The organism is Photobacterium sp. TLY01 (assembly GCF_021432065.1).
Taxonomy (GTDB): Bacteria; Pseudomonadota; Gammaproteobacteria; order Enterobacterales; family Vibrionaceae; genus Photobacterium; species Photobacterium halotolerans_A.
On sequence record NZ_CP090364.1, the window covers coordinates 2818196 to 2836714 of the forward strand.

Below are 18519 nucleotides of genomic sequence, written 5' to 3' on the forward strand. Positions count from 1 at the left end.
CTCACAGCACTGGCGCGGATTTTCAGCCGACATTGCGCCTTGAAACCATCAGGATATAAGCACGTTACAACATTTCGCCAATCATACATCAGCACCCTGAATGCATTAACCACCCGCCGGCGTAAACAGATGCATCGCATCATGCACCCCCTGAATCAGCATCTGCATCGCAATGACCGTTAGGAGTAACCCCATGATTCGGGTGATAACATTCACGCCGTCTTTCCCCAGAAATGCCACCAGCTTTTGGGCATACAAAAAGCACAATAAGGTAACCAGGCACAACACCCCGAACGCAGAAATCGTGATCAGAATATGCAGCAGGCTCTCTGCGGCTGAGTAGTTCATGGCGGTTGCTATGGTGCCCGGCCCCGCCAGAATCGGGATCGCCAGCGGCGAAATAGAGACGTCCTCAGCCTCCTTGCTGGGGCTTTGTGTCTGCATGGAAGAACTGCTTCCCTGCAGCATGTGATAACCCACCATAAAGACTAATATTCCCCCGGCCATTCTCAGCGCCGGTAAAGTGATCCCGAACAGCTGGAATATCCCTTTTCCGAGCAGACTGAACGCTGCAACAATAAAAAACGCAGCGGTCAGCGCCTTGATGGCCGTTTGCTTTTTTTCATGCGGGGATTGGCTGGCGGTCAGCCCGGTAAATACCGCCGTATTTGCGATCGGGTTCATGATGGCAAAAAAGCCCATGAACACAGTTACCCCTAAAGTCACCAGATCGATCATATCGCTTCCCTGTTTTATCGATTGCAGCACTGAAATATCTTAGCAGTGTAGAGGCTTCTGTCGTAATTATCGTGACGTGAAATGATCAGCGCATTTCAGACGATATGACAACACGCCAACGGATCTTCTGTGTTCAGACTTCTTCAACCATCTCCGCCGGTGCAGCAGATTTAGCCTCACGCTCCTGATGCACAGTGGCGGGCACACCTGATTGAATCAGATGGCGCAGCTCATCCAGCGGCATGGGCCTGTGGTAATAAAAGCCCTGAGCATAGCCACACTGAAGTGTCTGTAAAAACACAACCTGCTCAATGTGCTCAACCCCTTCGGCCACGACCTGAATACCCAGCGCATTGGCCATCTGAATGATCGCTTTGACGACTTGGTTAGCCTGCTCATCCTGCGGACAGTCTCTGATAAAGGATTTATCGATTTTCAGTGTCGAGAGCGGAAAATCGCGCACACTGGCCAGGGAGGAATACCCGGTGCCGAAATCATCCAGCGCATACAAGATGCCCAACTGCTGAATCCGGTGCAGTTGCTCAGTCAGCTTCTGATGGCTGTCGACCAGCGCTGATTCGGTAATTTCCAGCACCACCTGTTGGGCAGACACAGGCAGCTCAGCCAGCACGTCCTGCAACTGCTGATAGAAGGTTTCATCCTGTAACTGGCGTCTGGAAATATTGATCGTCACGGCCAGTTGAGTCCCCAGCGCACCATTTAAACCATAAATATCAGACACCGCCTGCTTCAGCACCCAATGACCAATATCGAGGATAAATCCCTTTTCCTCTGCAACAGGAATAAAACAATCCGGGGAGATCGGCCCTTTTTCATGATGAAACCACCGGATCAGGGATTCCACCGCCACGATCTGCCCGGTGCGGGCATCGATGATCGGCTGATAGTACAGCTCAAAATCCTGATTCTTTATCGCGGCTTTGAGCTCATCCTCAAGGTGGCGATTTTCATTGGCCTCAGCCGCCATCTCAGGAGTAAAGAAGCTGAAGTTGTGCTTGCCCTGGTTTTTCGCGTGATACATCGCCAAATCGGACTTGCCCAACAAGTCTTCAGCACTTGAGCCGTCATCCGGATAAATGGCGATCCCGGCACTGCAGGACACCTGTAGCAAGCGATGCGCCGCTTGCAGTGGCTGTTCAAAAGCCGATAGCAATGCGCGAAGAAATGCCTCCACGTCACTGCCTTCAGGTGCCTGACGCATCAGAATCACGAACTCATCCCCGCTGACCCGGGCAGCGACTGCATGCTCAGACGGTAATAACCGGCTCAAACGCTCTGCCAGCATTTGCAGTATTTTATCGCCCTCTAAATGCCCCAAGGCATCGTTCACCCATTTGAAGTCATCAATATCGACAAAAATAACGGCGAAAGCCTCATGACTTTCCTTCGACTTCGCCATGAATTCCTGCATGAGTTTCAGCAGATAATAGCGGTTGGGCAACCCCGTCAGACTATCGTAATGAGCCTGTCGCCAGATCATTTCCTGTTGCGATTTGGATTCTGTGATGTCCTGCACCGTACCAATCAGTTCGACACCGACAGTGGTGATCCGGCTTTCAGAAAATTCTCTGAGCCAGCGCTCCTGATGGTTCACCACAACCGGGTATTCCACAAATTTATGTCTGGAGTGATTTTCATTGAACCAGACGGCGGCAACCCCAGCATGGTAAGCCTCGGGAACCCGGGCCATCAGTTGCCTGAATGTCATGACTTCAGAGGGCCAGTCCAGCACGGCTCTGGCTTGCGGCGTCAATATGCGGCCATTTTTGATGGCATCATAACGCCAGGAACCGATACCGGCGACCTCCTGCGCCCGGTGCAATTCTTTTTCACTCTGGCGTAGTTGCTCGGTCCTCATACTCACCAGCCCTTCCAGATCCCGGGCACATCTTTTTGAGTACTGGGCGCTGTACACCAGACGGGTCACGATCAAGGCGAGCAGCAGGGTCAGCAGTGTTAACAGACCAAACAACAGCGGATCGCCCCAGCCCTGTGAGCGGGCCATTGCCAATGACCAGGTGCGGCCACTGATCTCAATCTCATAATGAATACTGTCAGTCAGTGTCTGCCACTGCAGATCACCCTGACTGTTTGAAATCACTAAAGGCTGCCCTGTCCGGGCATTTTGGGTCCAGAGCTGATACTGATATCCCAGTTGTGTCAGTTCAGCCAGCGAACTGCCTTCCAGCGCCTGAGGAAAACGGATCAGGGCAATCGCCAGTCCCCAGAAAGTACGGGATGCCTGTTCAGCCTGAGAGTTCGGCAGAGAAGGCGCTGAAACATAAACCGGTAAGCGCGCCAGAACGCCATAACCGCCCTGCAGCAACTCATAAGGACCATCCATCACGATGGTCCCGGAGCGGTATGCCTGCAAAGCACCGGGCCGGGTTCGGGATGAGGCAAATAAATCCATCCCGAGCACAGCTTCGTTGCCCTCAAGCGGATAAATGTAGTTCAGGCGCCCTTGCGGTGCGAGTTGCAGCGAAAGAATACCGGGATGAAGCGGCAGCAGCCTGGCAGCCAGTGCCTCAAACCGCTCCACCTTGCCATGGCTTTGATCCACCACGGCAGCCAGGGTATGTAATGCATTGAGTGACTGCTCCATCACGGTTCGGATATTGTTGCCCGCCACGATGATTTCACTGCGGGCTTTATTCTTGGTTAAAGCCAGTTGCTTGGTATAGATCTGATAAGCAAAGTAACCCAGAACAGCGACCAAACACATAAAAAGCGCCAGATACCGACCCGACATTCTTCGCATTATTCTTCCTCATCAAGTCCATGATGCTGCTCAGGAATGCGGTGAAAACGCGACTTGCAGGTGCTCGCCGGCATGTACCGGACGACGAACAATACCCACTCAGAATGCGACGCCTTTTCATCCCTGAAGCTGTCAACTGTCTGCACATCCTATGCTTACAACTGCAATAAATTCATGCAAATCAAGATATAAACATCATAGGATGATGACATTGCACTTTCTTTCGCCCTGATCTGATATTTGTATAAATATGCTTTCTGAGAATCAAATTTGTGCACTACTGCACTGTCATCAGCTATGGTTTCAGCGCGTGTGATCATGCAAGCACATCAAGGTTAGCCGCAAAAACGTTGAAGATAACTGAAGCGAAATCTGTACCGGTACAAATCGTTTGCTGGCACATATGATGAGAAGAAGGGCTTAAGCTCGCTTCCTGCAGGTTGATGACAAGAAAAAAGCGAGCATAAGTTTTTGAACGTCAGAAACAACAAAGCCCCGACAGTCGTCGAGGCTTTGTTGTTGAAATTGGTGCCCGGGGCCGGACTTGAACCGGCACACTGTCACCAGCGGCGGATTTTGAATCCGCTGCGTCTACCAATTTCGCCACCCGGGCAATGACGCTGATTATACGTATACGGTGTTGATGTGCAAGCAACTTTATGAAGAGCGATCGATCGTTTGCTGCTTTTTTCGTCGCTCCGGCATTTTTCACCGCATTCCGTTGCCAATCCAATCGACACTCTCTGTTGCAATCGGACAGTAACGCGCAACTTGAGTACCCTGAGCCTGGAACTATTGCTACACTGTGCCGCAGTTTTTTGGAGCAGGCAGGCTTGCCTGTTCTCTTTACTCTTTGTGGTGGAACCATGACAACAGCAGTGAAAAAGGACATGACGCAAACCAAACAATACCCGGGGCTGTTTCGTCGCATCGGCGCCTGGATTTACGACGCTCTGGTGGTGGCTGCAGTATTAATGCTGGCTGGCGGTCTGGCCATGGCCGTGATCGCTTTACTACTCAGCACCGGCTTGCTGAACCTGGGCAACTATGCCGATGCCAGTGAATACCTCACCCGACACCCGGTGGCTGCACCAATATACTCTGTGTATCTGGGCGGGAGCATCGTCGCTTTCTTTGGCTATTTCTGGTGTAAAGCCGGTCAGACGCTGGGTATGCGCGCCTGGAAGCTGCGCATTCAGAATGCCGATGGTTCAAATATCCGCTTTACCCAAGCGCTTATTCGCATGGCGACATCGGCCTTTGGCCTGGGCAATTTGCTGGTGCCTTTCAGCCACACCAAGCAATCGCTGCAGGATTTGATGGCAGAATGTGAAATGGTGTTGCTGCCAAAACCCAACTGATCGGCAGATCAAACGCACAAAAAAGGCGCCTGAATGGCGCCTTTTGTCTCTCTGTCTCTCTTTGTCTGTTTCTGATCTAGAGTTTACGTCGGAGCAGGTACAAAGTAATGAACAAGAAGACCAGACTCGGACCCAATGCGCCCACAATCGGATGCAGACGGTACACCATACTCAGCGGGCCGAACACTTCATTCGAGATATAAAAAGCAAACCCGAAGATCACCCCGGACAATACCCGCGCACCCATCGTCACCGAACGTAACGGGCCGAAAACAAAAGACAGCGCCAGCAGCATCATCACGGCGATTGAGAACGGCTGCAGGGCTTTACGCCAGAAAGCCAGTTCGTAGCGCGAAGCATCCTGCTTGGTCTCTTTTAAATACTGGACATAATCGTATACGCCAGAGAGGGCCAGTTCTTCCGGTTTGACTGTAACCACAGCCAGCTTATCCGGGGTCAGACTGGTCTGCCAGATTTTGGTGTCGAAATGGGTATTTTCCTGCTTTTCTTCGCCAATGTGGGTCACAGTGACATCTTTCAGCTCCCAGCCTTTTTCGTCGAGAAAAGTCGCAGAGCGGGCGAACAAACTGTCTTTCAGCACGTCTTTTTCATCAAATTCCCAGATGTTTATCGCGTTGAGATTGGTTTGCTCGTGGATCCGGCCAATGTAAATAAAGTCGTTATCATCTTTAGCCCAGACCCCGCGCTGTACCGAAAACACATTGCCGCCAGAAGTCCAGATCGCCCGTAACTCCCGTGCCGCTTTCTGCGCCTGTGGCGCGCCCCACTGCCCCAGTACCATCACCAGCAGCATCAGCGGCACGGCCGTTTTCAGCACTGACAGGCCGATATCCAGTTTAGAAAAGCCGGCAGCCTGCATCACCACCAGCTCTGAGCTGGACGCCAGTGTGCCCAGGCCGATCAGCGCCCCCAGCAACACCGCCATCGGGAAGAACATTTCAATATCACGCGGCGCACTGAGCAGCACAAAGAGCAGTGCTTTCCACAAATCGTACGTCCCGTCGCCCACTTTACGCAGCTGTTCCACGTATTTGATGATGGCAGACAGGCCCACCAGGGTCGACAGTGTCAGGGCAGAAGTGGCAATAATGGTACGGCCAATGTACCAGTCGAGAATTTTAAACATCAGCCGCGTCTCCGAAATTTATCTCTGAATTGTCGCATGGGCAGCGAGTCCCAGCTATTGAGCCCAATCGCCACCAGCAGCATGAGAATATTGATACTCCACAAGCCAATGCCGACCGGCAGTCCGCCATCTTCCACCGCCGATTTTGCCGCGCTGATCGCCAGAAAATAACAAAGATAAATCAGCACCGCAGGCACCAGCTTGGCAAAGCGCCCCTGACGCGGATTCACCGCCGATAAAGGCACCACCACCATGGTCAGCAACGGGATACAGATCACCAGCGACATCCGCCACTGAAATTCAGCCTGGGCTGCCAGTTCCGGACGCTGCATCAGCGCCAGGGTCGGCAGGGCATCCCAGTCGCGGTCTTTTTCTTTGATCGCCCGCTGGCCGATCACCGCCTGATAATTATCAAAACCTGTGATGGAATAGTCCAGACGGGTCGGCAGCCCTTCGTAGCGGACACCGTTCTGCAAATCGAGCACCTGCCGGCCATCTTTCAGTACATCCACAGTACCGCTATTGGCAAACATCACACTCGGGCGCAAAGTGTCACTGGCCGTTGGTTGCGCCACAAAGACGCGGTGCAGTTTGCCGCCTTTGTCGGTAATGTCATCGACAAAGACCACACCACGGCCATCCGGCGCGCCCTGAAACTGGCCTTTCACCAGCAGATCCAGCCCAGAATCCGCTTCCACCTGCTCCATGACCTGGGTTTCTTTTTCTGCACTCCAGGGTGCCAGCCACAGCGCATTGAACGCCGCAATGGCTCCGGTGATAATTGCCAGCCACAATGCTGCCCGGATCAGGAACGTATTCCCGATGCCGGTTGCATTCATCACAGTGATTTCACTTTCGGCATATAAGCGGCCAAAAGTGAGCAGGATCCCAATATATAAACTCAGCGGCAGCATCAGCATCGCCATCGAGGGCATATACAGCCCCATCAGGGTCAGGACCAGATCACCAGGAATGGATCCGTCTGTCGCATCAGCCAGAATGCGGATAAACTTCTGACTGATAAAGATAAGAAACAATACAAAAAGGACCGCGACCTGGCTCTTGATTGTCTCACGTGTCAAATAACGAACAATAATCACGCGTTATATACCCATAGAAAACTTGTTTTTTTGCTGGAATCACTATAATTTTCCGGTAAATCAGTTATTTTTTTATCTTTCGGCTAACTGTCAGCCTGCACTTTGATCTTAACCTGAATTCAAGAACCAACAAGTAAGTGCGGTATTATCTAACATTTAGCCCTAATTGTCTTTATAGGATGTAGGAGTACGCATGGAGTTCAGTGTAAAAAGTGGTAGCCCCGAGAAACAGCGCAGTGCCTGTATCGTCGTTGGCGTCTTTGAACCACGCCGCCTCTCTCCCATTGCTGAACAACTGGATAAGATCAGCGAGGGTTACATCAGTTCCCTGCTGCGTCGCGGTGATCTGGAAGGAAAACCTGGCCAGATGCTGTTGCTTCACCATGTCCCGAACGTGCTTTCTGAACGTGTTCTGCTTGTTGGCTGTGGTAAAGAGCGTGAACTGGATGAACGTCAGTACAAACAAATCATTAAGCAAACTATTAGCACGCTGAATGAAACCGGGTCAATGGAAGCCGTCTGCTTCCTGACTGAACTGCACGTTAAGGGCCGGGACACTTACTGGAAAGTCCGTCAGGCGGTCGAGACCACCAAAGACAGCCTCTACACCTTTAATCAGTTCAAGAGCACCAAACCGGAAACCCGCCGTCCGCTGCGCAAGCTGGTGTTCAATGTCCCGACCCGCCGTGAACTGTCGCTGGGTGAGCGCGCGATCAGCCATGGTCTGGCCATCGCATCCGGTGTCCGCGCAGCGAAAGATCTGGGCAATATGCCGCCGAACGTGGCGAACCCGGCTTACCTCGCCTCTCAGGCTCGCCGTCTGGCTGACGACTTTGATACCGTCAGCACCAAAATCATTGGCGAGCAGGAAATGAAAGAGCTGGGTATGACCTCGTATCTGGCCGTGGGCCAGGGCTCTAAAAATGAAGCCATGATGTCGATCATTGAGTACAAAGGTCATCCGGATCCGAGTGCCAAACCGCTGGTACTGGTTGGTAAAGGGCTAACCTTTGACTCAGGCGGTATTTCCATCAAGCCGTCAGCCAATATGGACGAAATGAAATACGACATGTGCGGCGCCGCGACCGTCTTCGGGGCGATGCGCTCTCTGGCGAAACTGAATCTGCCGCTCAATGTCATTGGCGTACTGGCGGGCTGTGAAAACATGCCGGGCGGCAATGCCTACCGTCCGGGTGACATTCTGACCACCATGTCTGGCCAGACCGTGGAAGTGCTGAATACAGACGCGGAAGGTCGCCTGGTCTTGTGTGATGCACTGACTTATGTGGAGCGCTTTGAGCCTGAGTGCGTGATTGACGTCGCCACCCTGACCGGCGCCTGTGTGGTGGCCCTGGGCAATCACATCAGCGGTCTGATGGCGAACCATAACCCACTGGCCCATGAGCTGGTCAACGCCTCTGAGCAGGCCGGTGACCGTGCCTGGCGTCTGCCAATGAACGATGAATACCAGGAACAGCTGGCGAGTCCGTTTGCGGATCTGGCCAACATCGGTACACCGGGCGCGGGTACCATTACCGCAGGTTGCTTCCTGTCTCGCTTCGCCAAGAAGTACAACTGGGCGCACCTGGATATCGCCGGGACCGCCTGGACAGGCGGCAAAAACAAAGGGGCTACCGGACGTCCGGTGCCTTTGCTGGTCCAGTTCCTGCTCAACCGGGCCGGTCTGGAAAACCTCGATTAACCATCATCGACAGAGGGGCCAGACGGCCCCTTTTTTCGGATAGACATTTATGAGCCATGCTACCTTTTATATCATTGACGACGCCGATCCGGAGGCGAGGCTGAAACTGGCCGGTCAGCAAGCAGCATGGTGGTATCAGCAAGGCCAGTCTGTGTTCCTGCTGGCGGAAACCCGCGAGCAGGCCGAATGGCTGGACGAATACCTCTGGCAACAAGATCCCGACAATTTCGTGCCCCACAACCTGATTGGTGAAGGCCCCAGACAGGGTTCTCCGGTAGAGATCGGCTGGCCTGGGCTGCGACACAGCGGCCGCCGGGCAATCCTGATCAACCTCAGTCAGGATGCACCAAATTTTGCCGTGACCTTTGCACAAGTGGTAGACTTCGTGCCTTGCGAAGAAAAACTCAAGCAGCAGGCCCGTGAACGCTATAAAGCGTACCGGTTGGCAGGCATTCAATTGCAGACCACACCTGCGCCTGAATCGCCCTAATTCCACCTAGATCCATCAAGAGCGCTATGGAAAAGACATACAACCCACAATCGATTGAACAAGCGCTGTACAAGCGCTGGGAAGAGGCTGGTTATTTCAAGCCTCACGGTGACACGACGAAAGATGCGTACAGCATCATGATCCCACCGCCAAACGTCACGGGCAGCCTGCACATGGGCCACGCATTCCAGGATTCCATCATGGATACCCTGATCCGCTGTGAGCGCATGAAAGGCAAAAACACCCTGTGGCAGGTCGGTACTGACCACGCGGGTATCGCGACTCAGATGGTTGTAGAACGTAAGATCGCCGCCGAAGAAGGCAAAACCAAGCACGATTACGGTCGTGATGCCTTCATCGACAAGATCTGGGAATGGAAAGGCGAATCCGGCGGCACCATCACCAAGCAGCTGCGCCGCCTGGGTGCTTCTGTGGACTGGGATCGCGAACGCTTCACCATGGACGAAGGTCTCTCTAACGCTGTGCGTGAAGTCTTCGTTCGTCTGTATGAAGACGATCTGATTTACCGTGGCAAGCGCCTGGTCAACTGGGATCCGAAATTGCACACCGCGATTTCTGATCTGGAAGTTGAGAACAAAGACAAGAAGGGCCACATGTGGCACTTCCGCTACCCGCTGGCCGACGGTGTCAAAACCGCAGACGGGAAAGATTACATCGTGGTTGCCACCACACGTCCGGAAACCATGCTGGGTGATACCGGCGTTGCAGTGAATCCGGAAGATCCGCGTTATCAGGATCTGATTGGCAAACACATTCTGCTGCCAATCGTGAATCGTCGCATCCCGATCGTGGGTGACGAGCACGCTGACATGGAAAAAGGCACGGGTTGTGTGAAGATCACCCCGGCACACGATTTTAACGACTACGAAGTCGGTAAACGTCACAGCCTGCCGATGATCAACATCCTGACCTTCGATGCCAACATCCGTAACGAGGCGGAAGTCTTTAACAGCAACGGTGAACCCACAGATGCCTACAGCACCGACATTCCGGCGGCCTATCAGGGCATGGAACGTTTTGAAGCGCGTAAAGCCATCGTGGCCGAATTCGATCAGCTGGGTCTGCTGGATGAAATCAAAGATCACGACCTGACCGTCCCTTATGGCGACCGTGGCGGTGTGGTGATCGAGCCGATGCTGACCGACCAATGGTACGTGCGTACCGCCCCGCTGGCTGCACCGGCAGTGAAAGCGGTTGAAGACGGCGATATCAAATTCGTACCGAAGCAGTACGAGAACATGTACTTCTCCTGGATGCGTGACGTGCAGGACTGGTGTATTTCCCGTCAGCTGTGGTGGGGTCACCGCATCCCGGCCTGGTACGACAACGACGGTAAGGTCTATGTTGGCCGTACTGAAGAAGAAGTCCGTGAGAAATACAGCCTGGCGCCTGTCGTGGTTCTGAAACAAGACGACGACGTGCTGGACACCTGGTTCTCCTCAGCACTGTGGACCTTCGGGACTCAGGGCTGGCCGGAACAGACGGACGACCTGAAAGTCTTCCACCCGTCAGATGTGCTGGTGACCGGCTTCGATATCATCTTCTTCTGGGTTGCCCGCATGATCATGATGACCATGCACTTCTGCAAAGATGAAGACGGCAAAGCCCAGGTCCCGTTCAAAACCGTTTATGTCACCGGTCTGATCCGTGATGAGAACGGCGACAAAATGTCGAAGTCAAAAGGGAACGTGCTGGATCCGATCGACATGATCGACGGGATTGATCTGGAGTCTCTGGTACAGAAACGTACCGGCAACATGATGCAGCCGCAACTGGCAGCGAAGATCGAAAAAAATACCCGCAAGACGTTCGAAAACGGCATTGAACCTTACGGCACCGATGCCCTGCGTTTCACCCTGGCTGCCATGGCGTCTACCGGCCGTGACATCAACTGGGACATGAAACGCCTGGAAGGTTACCGTAACTTCTGTAACAAACTGTGGAACGCCAGCCGCTACGTACTGATGAACACTGAAGATCAGGATTGCGGTTTTGCCGATGGTGCCGAGCTGGAATACTCACTGGCTGACAAGTGGATCGAGTCGCAGTTCGAGCTGGCGGCGAAAGAGTTCAATGCCCATATTGACAACTTCCGTCTGGATATGGCTGCCAACACGATATATGAGTTCATCTGGAACCAGTTCTGTGACTGGTATCTGGAGCTGACCAAGCCGGTACTGTGGAAAGGCAGCGAAGCCCAGCAACGCGCAACCCGTCGTACCCTGATCACTGTGCTGGAGAAGACGCTGCGTCTGGCCCACCCTGTGATCCCGTACATCACGGAAACCATCTGGCAGAGCGTCAAGCCACTGGTGAAAGGGGTTGAAGGCGACACCATCATGACTCAGGCACTGCCTCAGTATGATGATGCCAACTTCAATGCGGACGCGCTGGCAGACATTGAGTGGGTGAAGCAATTCATCACCAGCATCCGTAACCTGCGCGCCGAGTACGACATCGCACCAAGCAAAGGCCTGGATGTGATGCTCAAAGCCGCTGATGATAAAGACGCGGCCCGCCTGCAGCAAAACCAGGCCGTTCTGGTGGCGCTGGCGAAACTGGACAGCCTGCGTGTACTGGCAGACGGCGAAGCAACCCCAGCCTGCGCCACGGCGCTGGTCGGCAAGTCGACCCTGATGATCCCGATGGCTGGCCTGATCGACAAAGACGCCGAGCTGGCGCGTCTGGACAAAGAAATGGCCAAGACGCAGGGTGAAATCAAGCGTATCGCGGGCAAACTGGGCAACGAAGGTTTCGTGGCCAAAGCCCCGGAAGCCGTCGTGGCCAAAGAGCGCGAGAAGCTGGAAGGTTATAAAGAAACCCTGATCAAACTGGAAGAGCAGAAAGCGACTATCGCAGCGCTGTAAGCGGTTTTCGGTTGACATCAAGACATCAAAAAGAGGCCGGATGGCCTCTTTTTTTATACCGTTTTCGGCATGCTGACGACGCTATAAATCCGCAGGAAAGTCTGCTGTGCACGTCACCCCGGGCTGGACATCAACAGCAATATTGACGCCCAAGCCTCTCAGTTCAGTCATTTGTGAACAAGGCACAACAACCGCCCCGGTGAGATCTACCCTTCTTAAAACCTTGTCGATATCCCCTTTCTTCAGTTCAATCAGCGGGCTGATATCCCTCCCCTGAAAACCTTGCAAGAGAATCTGCTCCGCGAGTGTAAAACGGAGAAAAACAGACAAATCCGTTACCTCAGTATATGAAATATCGATTTCTCTTAAATTCATTGATTTTCGCAAAGGCGATAAATCTGCAATGTCAGTCTTCGATAAATTCAGCTCACGTAACATCGTTAACCCAAACAGTGTCGAAATGTCCGTGATTGGGTTACCGGAAATATCCAAGATTAAGAGGTCCGGTTTATTGTCAAACCAATGAGGATCAAGCCGGGTAAGCCCTGAGTCCGCAATCACCAATCCGTACAAATCATATAAGTCAGAAATAAAACCCAGATCTGTGCTCTGTATATGACCGACATTGAGATATCTCAGGACGGGGAACTTATCCAGAAGATAGCCATCAGTCAGTCCTGTGCCATAAAAATTCGCGGTATACAGCTCAGTCAGTTGAGGCAGAGCACTAAAGTCGGTCAACAACGGACTGTTCTTGAGGCTTAACTGCCCCAGTTTCAGGACAGTGAATGCCGTGAGATCCGTCATCACTGTCTGTTCAATAGCGAGACTACGCAGTTTGGGTAAGCTCGCTAAGGGGGTGACATCCGTGATCTGGTTTTGCGCCAACACGCCCAAATAAGTCAGATAGGTCAATTGTTCCATCCCATCCAACTGGCTAATCCCCGCGTAATCCGGACCGCATTCAAGACGCCTGATATCCTCTATATCGAGGACTTTCGAAGAGTGTGACTCAATACATTGGCGCAGTTGCGGATCGATAATTTTATCCAGTACAACATTGGGGTAAGGCTGTACCTCAATCGAAAATGTTTCTGAAGCGGTCAGTTCATCCCAATCGCTGACCGTGACTTCGAAAGTCAGGGTTTCAGGGAGCTCTCCATTGAGTTCAGGCAAGCTAATTCTGAAAGCGTTTCTGGATTGCTTCTCTGTGAATTTCGCTGCCGGCCCACTGAGCTGCCGTAAAGAATAAAAATGGATCCCACCTATCCCTGTGTCTTGAGCCTGCACCAGCACATTGATTTGCGCCCTTTCATAACCATCACTGGCAGAAATTAACAGTATTTCAGGTGACGTACTGCGATAAAATCTCCGCGCTAGATTACTGTCCAGCTCTGTAATCCTGACATGATTGTGAGGCGAGCGGATAAAACTGTTTACCCCTCGATACAGAGCATTCAGTATCTCAATATCATCTATTTTTCCGTTATCGGATAAGTCTTCAGACACCCGATCCAGCCAGTCGGTCAAACTCTGTGAATGTGTGTGCATGGCAACCATAGCCGCAGCCAGAGAGAGTGCATAATCAGACTCAGCACTGAAGCGCTCGATCTTGTTCCAGGGATCCATCAGGTTCAGTGGTTCAGTGCCGACCACCCCTGACCCACTTAATGCGTTTGTCACCTCTTGGTTTGCTTGTTCTACCGTGGTTTGAGTAAAGTGCTCCCCCAAGTTTTTGGCCCGACGAACCGCCAGCTCAGTGAAGGGCGTGATATGAATCGATTGATCCGTGGCTTTCAGGTGGGTGACAGCACGTAAAGTTGACTCTAGCGGCACTGTCTTTCCCGTCGCTTCGCTGACATACGTGCCACCCGTCACCTCAGCGATGACCAATCCCTGATAAACATTGTTATTCCTGATCTGATACCAGCCATCCGATGTAGTAGTGGCTTCCCCGATGAGGGTACCGTCAACCTGGGTGATTTTGACCCTTGCACCCTTAATGGGCCCTTTGAACGCCACACCGGAAATCACAGGAATCGGCAACACCCTGACATAGTAAGTTTGACTGACACTTAAGCCACCTGAGTCAGTCACGGTTAACTCGAATGCCAGGGTCTGTTTTTTTACCGTGTCCGCTGCCTTGAAATACATTGCCTCGGTGTGAGCACCTTCCATCAACACTGTCGGCCCCATCACCTGACGCCAGTGATAAAAAAGTTGCCCTTTATCATCGGTGATGTCAGGTGCTATGCGCAGTTGATGATTTGCATAGACAGACAGCATGTCTAACGGGGCCACAACAGGATAAGTATTGCGATAATGTTGCGCCTTGTTCACCACCACTTTGTTCTGCGCTGAATCGAGAAAAGCATTGATCCCTTGATTTAACCGGGTGAGTTGCCGCTCATCATCCAGCTTGCTGTTGTCCGCAATGTCCTGATTCAGTTCGAACATCAAGCGACTGAGCTTGATATCCTCCGCTTCGGCGGCTTTCGTCATCCCGGCAATGACCAGCGCATAGTCGACTCTTCCGCCCGTTTCGTCCACGTTCGCTTCATCCAGCAGATCAACTGGCGCTTCGCTGACAATATCCAGATCTAACTGCATGGCTTTCGCCACCTTGCGGTTTGCTGCTGCGACAAGCTCAGGCACTAAAAAAGGCAGCTCGCGCACGGCCATTTCCGTCAGTAACGTCACATTCATGACAGAATCTTTTTCTGTCAGTACTTTCACGGACCGGAGCGTTTCAGTCAGAGGCGTTCGCACGCCCGTTGCTTCGTTAATGTAGTCCCCACCGGTCGCATCGATCTGCACAACCCCACGATAAGACGCATCCAGCGACAGGGTGTAAAAACCTTGATTATCGGTCACCGTACTGGCCAATTCTTTGCCATCGGCATTAAACGCAGTGACGGTCGCGTACGCAACCGGGCCTTTAAATACCTGGCCGCTGACCTTGGTTGATGCAGCTTCGACCGGCAGTTTATCTAATTTTTTATCACCGCTGGCGCTATCACTGCCCCCGCCGTTACAGGCAGTCAGAAAAATCACACTTGCAAGTAACACTATTTGTTTGATGTTTGAATATGTCAGCATCGCCATTTCCGTTTTATGACGCAATCCAATAAGAAAGCACAGTGATAAACCCTTGTTCAGCAACAGGATAGCCTGCACGTCCCCTGCGTTGTCAGGTGACATACTTGGTATTCCAATATGCTACTGATTTATTAATATTTCGGAGGCGAAAGATACCTCGCATATACAATGCATTGCAATACCTGGTTTAAACACCTGATTGAGTTTTGCGTTCTGATCAGAACCAAAAGCGACCATCGCGGCGCTGTAAGCGGTTTTCGTTTGCTCAGACAAAAAAAGCGACCGATATCGGTCGCTTTTTTTATGCAGCAATTCTAATCCGGATGTCCCGGCCTGAGTCTGGCTGAGGCTATTTCAAGGCCTGAATCCGTTGCTCCAGCTCGGGGTGACTTTGTAGCCACTCGGGTAACTCGCTGTCGCCATAATGTTCCATAAAACGGTTGAACATGGCGGCCATCGGTTCTGTGGTGCCATAGTTTTTCAGCATCTGCTCGGCAGCAAACTGGTCCGCTTCGCGCTCGGCATCCCGGGAATATCCGCTGGAGGCAACGAAGACGCCCGTGCTGGTCAGCATATCCGCCATGCCAGAGCTGTCGCCGACAATCAATGCGGCGGCCACAGAAATCAGCGCCGATTGCACCACAGACTCCATCACATGCTGATGATACACATGCCCGACTTCATGCAGCAAAATACTGTCCAGCTCGGCCGGCGTGGTAGCCATTTCCACCAGCGAATCCAGCACGACCACAGTACCATCGCTCAGGGCAAAGGCATTCGGGCCATGGGGCCAGGAGCGAAACACGATGTTGAGCTCAAAAGGCAGCGGCGGCAGGTTGTCCTGCAATAAAGCAAACCTGTCCTGGATCTGCCACTGCGCCTGAGCATCGAGCTGGGAAGGCGACAGCATGTGTTCGTCCAGCGTCTCCAGAACATGCTCGCCCAGATACACAGGTACGGCCTGCGGCAGCAAACGCGTGAGCGCATGGCTGGCCGCCGGAATACCGTAGCGGTAAACGCTCAGTCCCAATACCACAACCAGTGCCACGCTGGCCACGATTGCCAGCCAGTTTCGCTCCAGCCTGTGTACCCAGCGCTGCGGCTGAATTGTGTTGTGGCGAACCCACTCGGCCAGTTCATAATCCAGACCCGCTTTGAACTGCCAGCCATCAGCAAAACCAATGCTGGCGGGCAAGGCGCCCAATGGCGGCGAGATTTGCAGCTCTGCCACAGAAGCCATGATGACATGCTCGCCGCAGCGCAATGTCACCTGACCCGTCTGACTGCAGTCCAGCTCAGCTTCTCGCCGCTCAGAGCTGAGCGGCGGATGGCAGAAGCCTTTGATGATCATCCAATGCCCACTCCGATATCAAAGGCCTGAGCCACTTCGTCGGCAATGGCTGCACCGTCATCGAAGGCCTCACCCGATACATTGAGCAGAGATAAATCACCGATCACAGCCGTATTATCGGCCAGGTAACGCTGGGTACGCACCATGGCCCAGGGACGCGCCAGTCCCAGTGTCAGCAATTGCATCAGGATATTCGATACTATCAGCCAGACAAACGCCGGGGTTCGCAGCGAAGAGGAAAAGCCATACTCCGGCTCACCAGCCGCTTTCAGCTGAGCAAAGGTGTAATTGCGCGTGCGGGCTTTCACAAATGCCGATACCGCCACCATCACCAGCAACATCCCTGCGTAGACAATAAAGATTGCCAGGAAAGGCCAGAGTGACCCGCCCTGCAGATTTTCAAACTGCCCGCTGGCAATGAATGACACAGCACCCGCCCCTGCAACCAGCACAAACACACCGGCCAGGGCCACAAACAACCCCAACCCGAGCAAAGCCGCCAGCACAGTGGTTTTCACGAAGAAACCTGTGCCGATTTCGGCGCTGAACTGACGGTTTCCATATTGGTAGCCATTGGCAAAATAGCGGGTGATCGTGGCCGTCACATTGGCAAACACATACAGGTATGCCGCGACCGAAAGCAACGTAAACAGCCCGCCGGCTAATATCGATTTTTCAAACACCATGGCCGTGATTACAAACAGGATCACCAGCGGGATCATGGACACCACACCACACCCCAGCATGGCCCAATACGCCCCTTTCACCGAGCCGTTAAAGTTGAAGCGAACATTGCGATAGCTGCTCATGCGGGCATCGAAACGGGCATTATTGCGGGCCAGCAATGGATACACGCCAAAAAAAGCCAGCATCAGCACAAGGGCGAAAAGCGGCATGAAATGGCTGGCGCTAAACCACACCAGCACACAAACAGCGGCAATAGCACGACCAATCAAAATCTGTTTCGGGGTCGCATGATAATCAAACCTGTCCCCGGCCAGCTCAGTGTTCCCGTAGAAATATTTCTTGGTGCGGACTTTCGCCCAGGCCGAATAAATCCCAAGCGTGACGACAGAGAGCAGAATATTCACGATCCAGATCCCGAAAAATTCGCCTCCCTGACCGTGAAACCTAACCTTGTTTTCCATTGTTTTATCCTAAGTCTTCGCAAAAAAATGTGAAAAATCCAGTGCCATTACTGGAAAAAGTGTGTCTTCAATATAAACCAACACCATGCAACTGACAGCATAAAGTTTTTGCGCACTGTTTGGTTCTGAAACAGCGCTCTCAATCATAAAGCGACGATAAGTCATTATTCATGTTTATTTATATTAACTCATAGGATTTAACGATTAATTGGATAGAATTAAACGCTTTTACTGATTATATGGTAGCACCCATACTGACAACATCGACAGAGGGTTTGACTATGAAAAAGACACTCAGCTTTGCTGCCATTCACTTTACCGTTGCCTTCAGCATTGCCTATCTACTGACGGGTGATGTGATCCTGGGCAGTCTGATCGCCATGATTGAGCCGATGGTCAACACGGTCGCTTTTTATTTTCATGAGAAAGCCTGGCAATGGCCGGTACTGAAACAGTCCCGCTTTGGCAAACCCGCGAATAAAACCGTGAGTTTTGCGGTGATCCACTTTAGTGTGGCCTTCAGCGTCGCGTACTTGCTGAGTGGCAGCTGGATGGTCGGTGGCGTGATGGCACTGATCGAACCGTCAATCAATACGCTGGCTTATCTGGCCCATGAGACAGTCTGGCAACGAAAAGAGCAAAGCCGGCAAAAAGCCGCTTTTTTATCCTGCCCGCATCACTCGGTCACCCATTAATTTGCTCCCGGTTGACAT

12 protein-coding genes and 1 tRNA gene are annotated in these 18519 nt (G+C 52.5%); 5 read left to right on the top strand and 8 right to left on the bottom strand.

All coding sequences use genetic code 11. The features are described 5' to 3' along the window. Window positions 1–105: 105 nt before the first annotated feature. The 3 genes from LN341_RS13085 to LN341_RS13095 form a co-directional block, all read right to left on the bottom strand. Window positions 106–738, bottom strand: coding sequence for a MarC family protein (locus LN341_RS13085; RefSeq protein WP_234205050.1), 633 nt, complete (start codon window positions 736–738; stop codon window positions 106–108). A gap of 133 nt (window positions 739–871) precedes the next feature. After that, on the bottom strand, window positions 872–3520 hold the full coding sequence (locus tag LN341_RS13090; RefSeq protein ID WP_234203529.1) for an EAL domain-containing protein: 2649 nt from the start codon (window positions 3518–3520) through the stop codon (window positions 872–874). Window positions 3521–4046: 526 nt separating this feature from the next. Further along, window positions 4047–4133, bottom strand: a tRNA-Leu gene (locus LN341_RS13095). A gap of 253 nt (window positions 4134–4386) precedes the next feature. On the opposite strand from LN341_RS13095, the gene LN341_RS13100 reads away from it, so the two are divergent. Further along, window positions 4387–4881 carry an RDD family protein gene (locus LN341_RS13100; protein WP_234203530.1) on the top strand — a complete coding sequence of 165 codons (495 nt, stop codon included), beginning with the start codon at window positions 4387–4389 and terminating at the stop codon, window positions 4879–4881. Between the two features lie 76 nt (window positions 4882–4957). Here LN341_RS13100 and lptG read toward each other — a convergent pair whose 3' ends face one another. Then, window positions 4958–6028: an LPS export ABC transporter permease LptG gene (gene lptG / locus LN341_RS13105; RefSeq protein ID WP_234203531.1), complete on the bottom strand. Its 1071-nt coding sequence runs from the start codon at window positions 6026–6028 to the stop codon at window positions 4958–4960. Next, window positions 6028–7128: an LPS export ABC transporter permease LptF gene (gene lptF, locus LN341_RS13110; protein ID WP_046219081.1), complete on the bottom strand. Its 1101-nt coding sequence runs from the start codon at window positions 7126–7128 to the stop codon at window positions 6028–6030. Before lptF ends, lptG begins: the two co-directional genes overlap by 1 nt. A gap of 193 nt (window positions 7129–7321) precedes the next feature. Here lptF and pepA point away from each other — a divergent pair, with 193 nt between their 5' ends. From pepA to LN341_RS13125, 3 genes are read left to right on the top strand one after another with little or no spacing between them, the layout of a single operon-like run. Next, window positions 7322–8830, top strand: coding sequence for a leucyl aminopeptidase (pepA, locus tag LN341_RS13115; protein WP_234203532.1), 1509 nt, complete (start codon window positions 7322–7324; stop codon window positions 8828–8830). A gap of 49 nt (window positions 8831–8879) precedes the next feature. Next, window positions 8880–9320, top strand: a complete 441-nt coding sequence (locus LN341_RS13120; RefSeq protein ID WP_046219083.1) for a DNA polymerase III subunit chi — start codon at window positions 8880–8882, stop codon at window positions 9318–9320. A 26-nt stretch (window positions 9321–9346) separates the two neighbouring features. After that, the gene (locus LN341_RS13125; protein WP_234203533.1) at window positions 9347–12208 is read left to right on the top strand and encodes a valine--tRNA ligase; all 2862 of its coding nucleotides are present in this window, start codon (window positions 9347–9349) and stop codon (window positions 12206–12208) included. 81 nt (window positions 12209–12289) lie between these two features. Here the strand turns inward: LN341_RS13125 and LN341_RS13130 are convergent, their stop codons facing one another. The 3 genes from LN341_RS13130 to LN341_RS13140 form a co-directional block, all read right to left on the bottom strand. Further along, the gene (locus LN341_RS13130; RefSeq protein ID WP_234203534.1) at window positions 12290–15307 is read right to left on the bottom strand and encodes a hypothetical protein; all 3018 of its coding nucleotides are present in this window, start codon (window positions 15305–15307) and stop codon (window positions 12290–12292) included. A gap of 349 nt (window positions 15308–15656) precedes the next feature. Next, entirely contained in the window at window positions 15657–16658 is a 1002-nt protein-coding gene (locus LN341_RS13135; protein ID WP_234203535.1) for a M48 family metallopeptidase, read from the bottom strand. Further along, window positions 16655–17806 carry a YjgN family protein gene (locus LN341_RS13140; protein ID WP_234203536.1) on the bottom strand — a complete coding sequence of 384 codons (1152 nt, stop codon included), beginning with the start codon at window positions 17804–17806 and terminating at the stop codon, window positions 16655–16657. Before LN341_RS13140 ends, LN341_RS13135 begins: the two co-directional genes overlap by 4 nt. Before the next feature lie 281 nt (window positions 17807–18087). Here LN341_RS13140 and LN341_RS13145 point away from each other — a divergent pair, with 281 nt between their 5' ends. Further along, window positions 18088–18501: a DUF2061 domain-containing protein gene (locus LN341_RS13145; RefSeq protein WP_234203537.1), complete on the top strand. Its 414-nt coding sequence runs from the start codon at window positions 18088–18090 to the stop codon at window positions 18499–18501. Window positions 18502–18519: the final 18 nt, after the last annotated feature.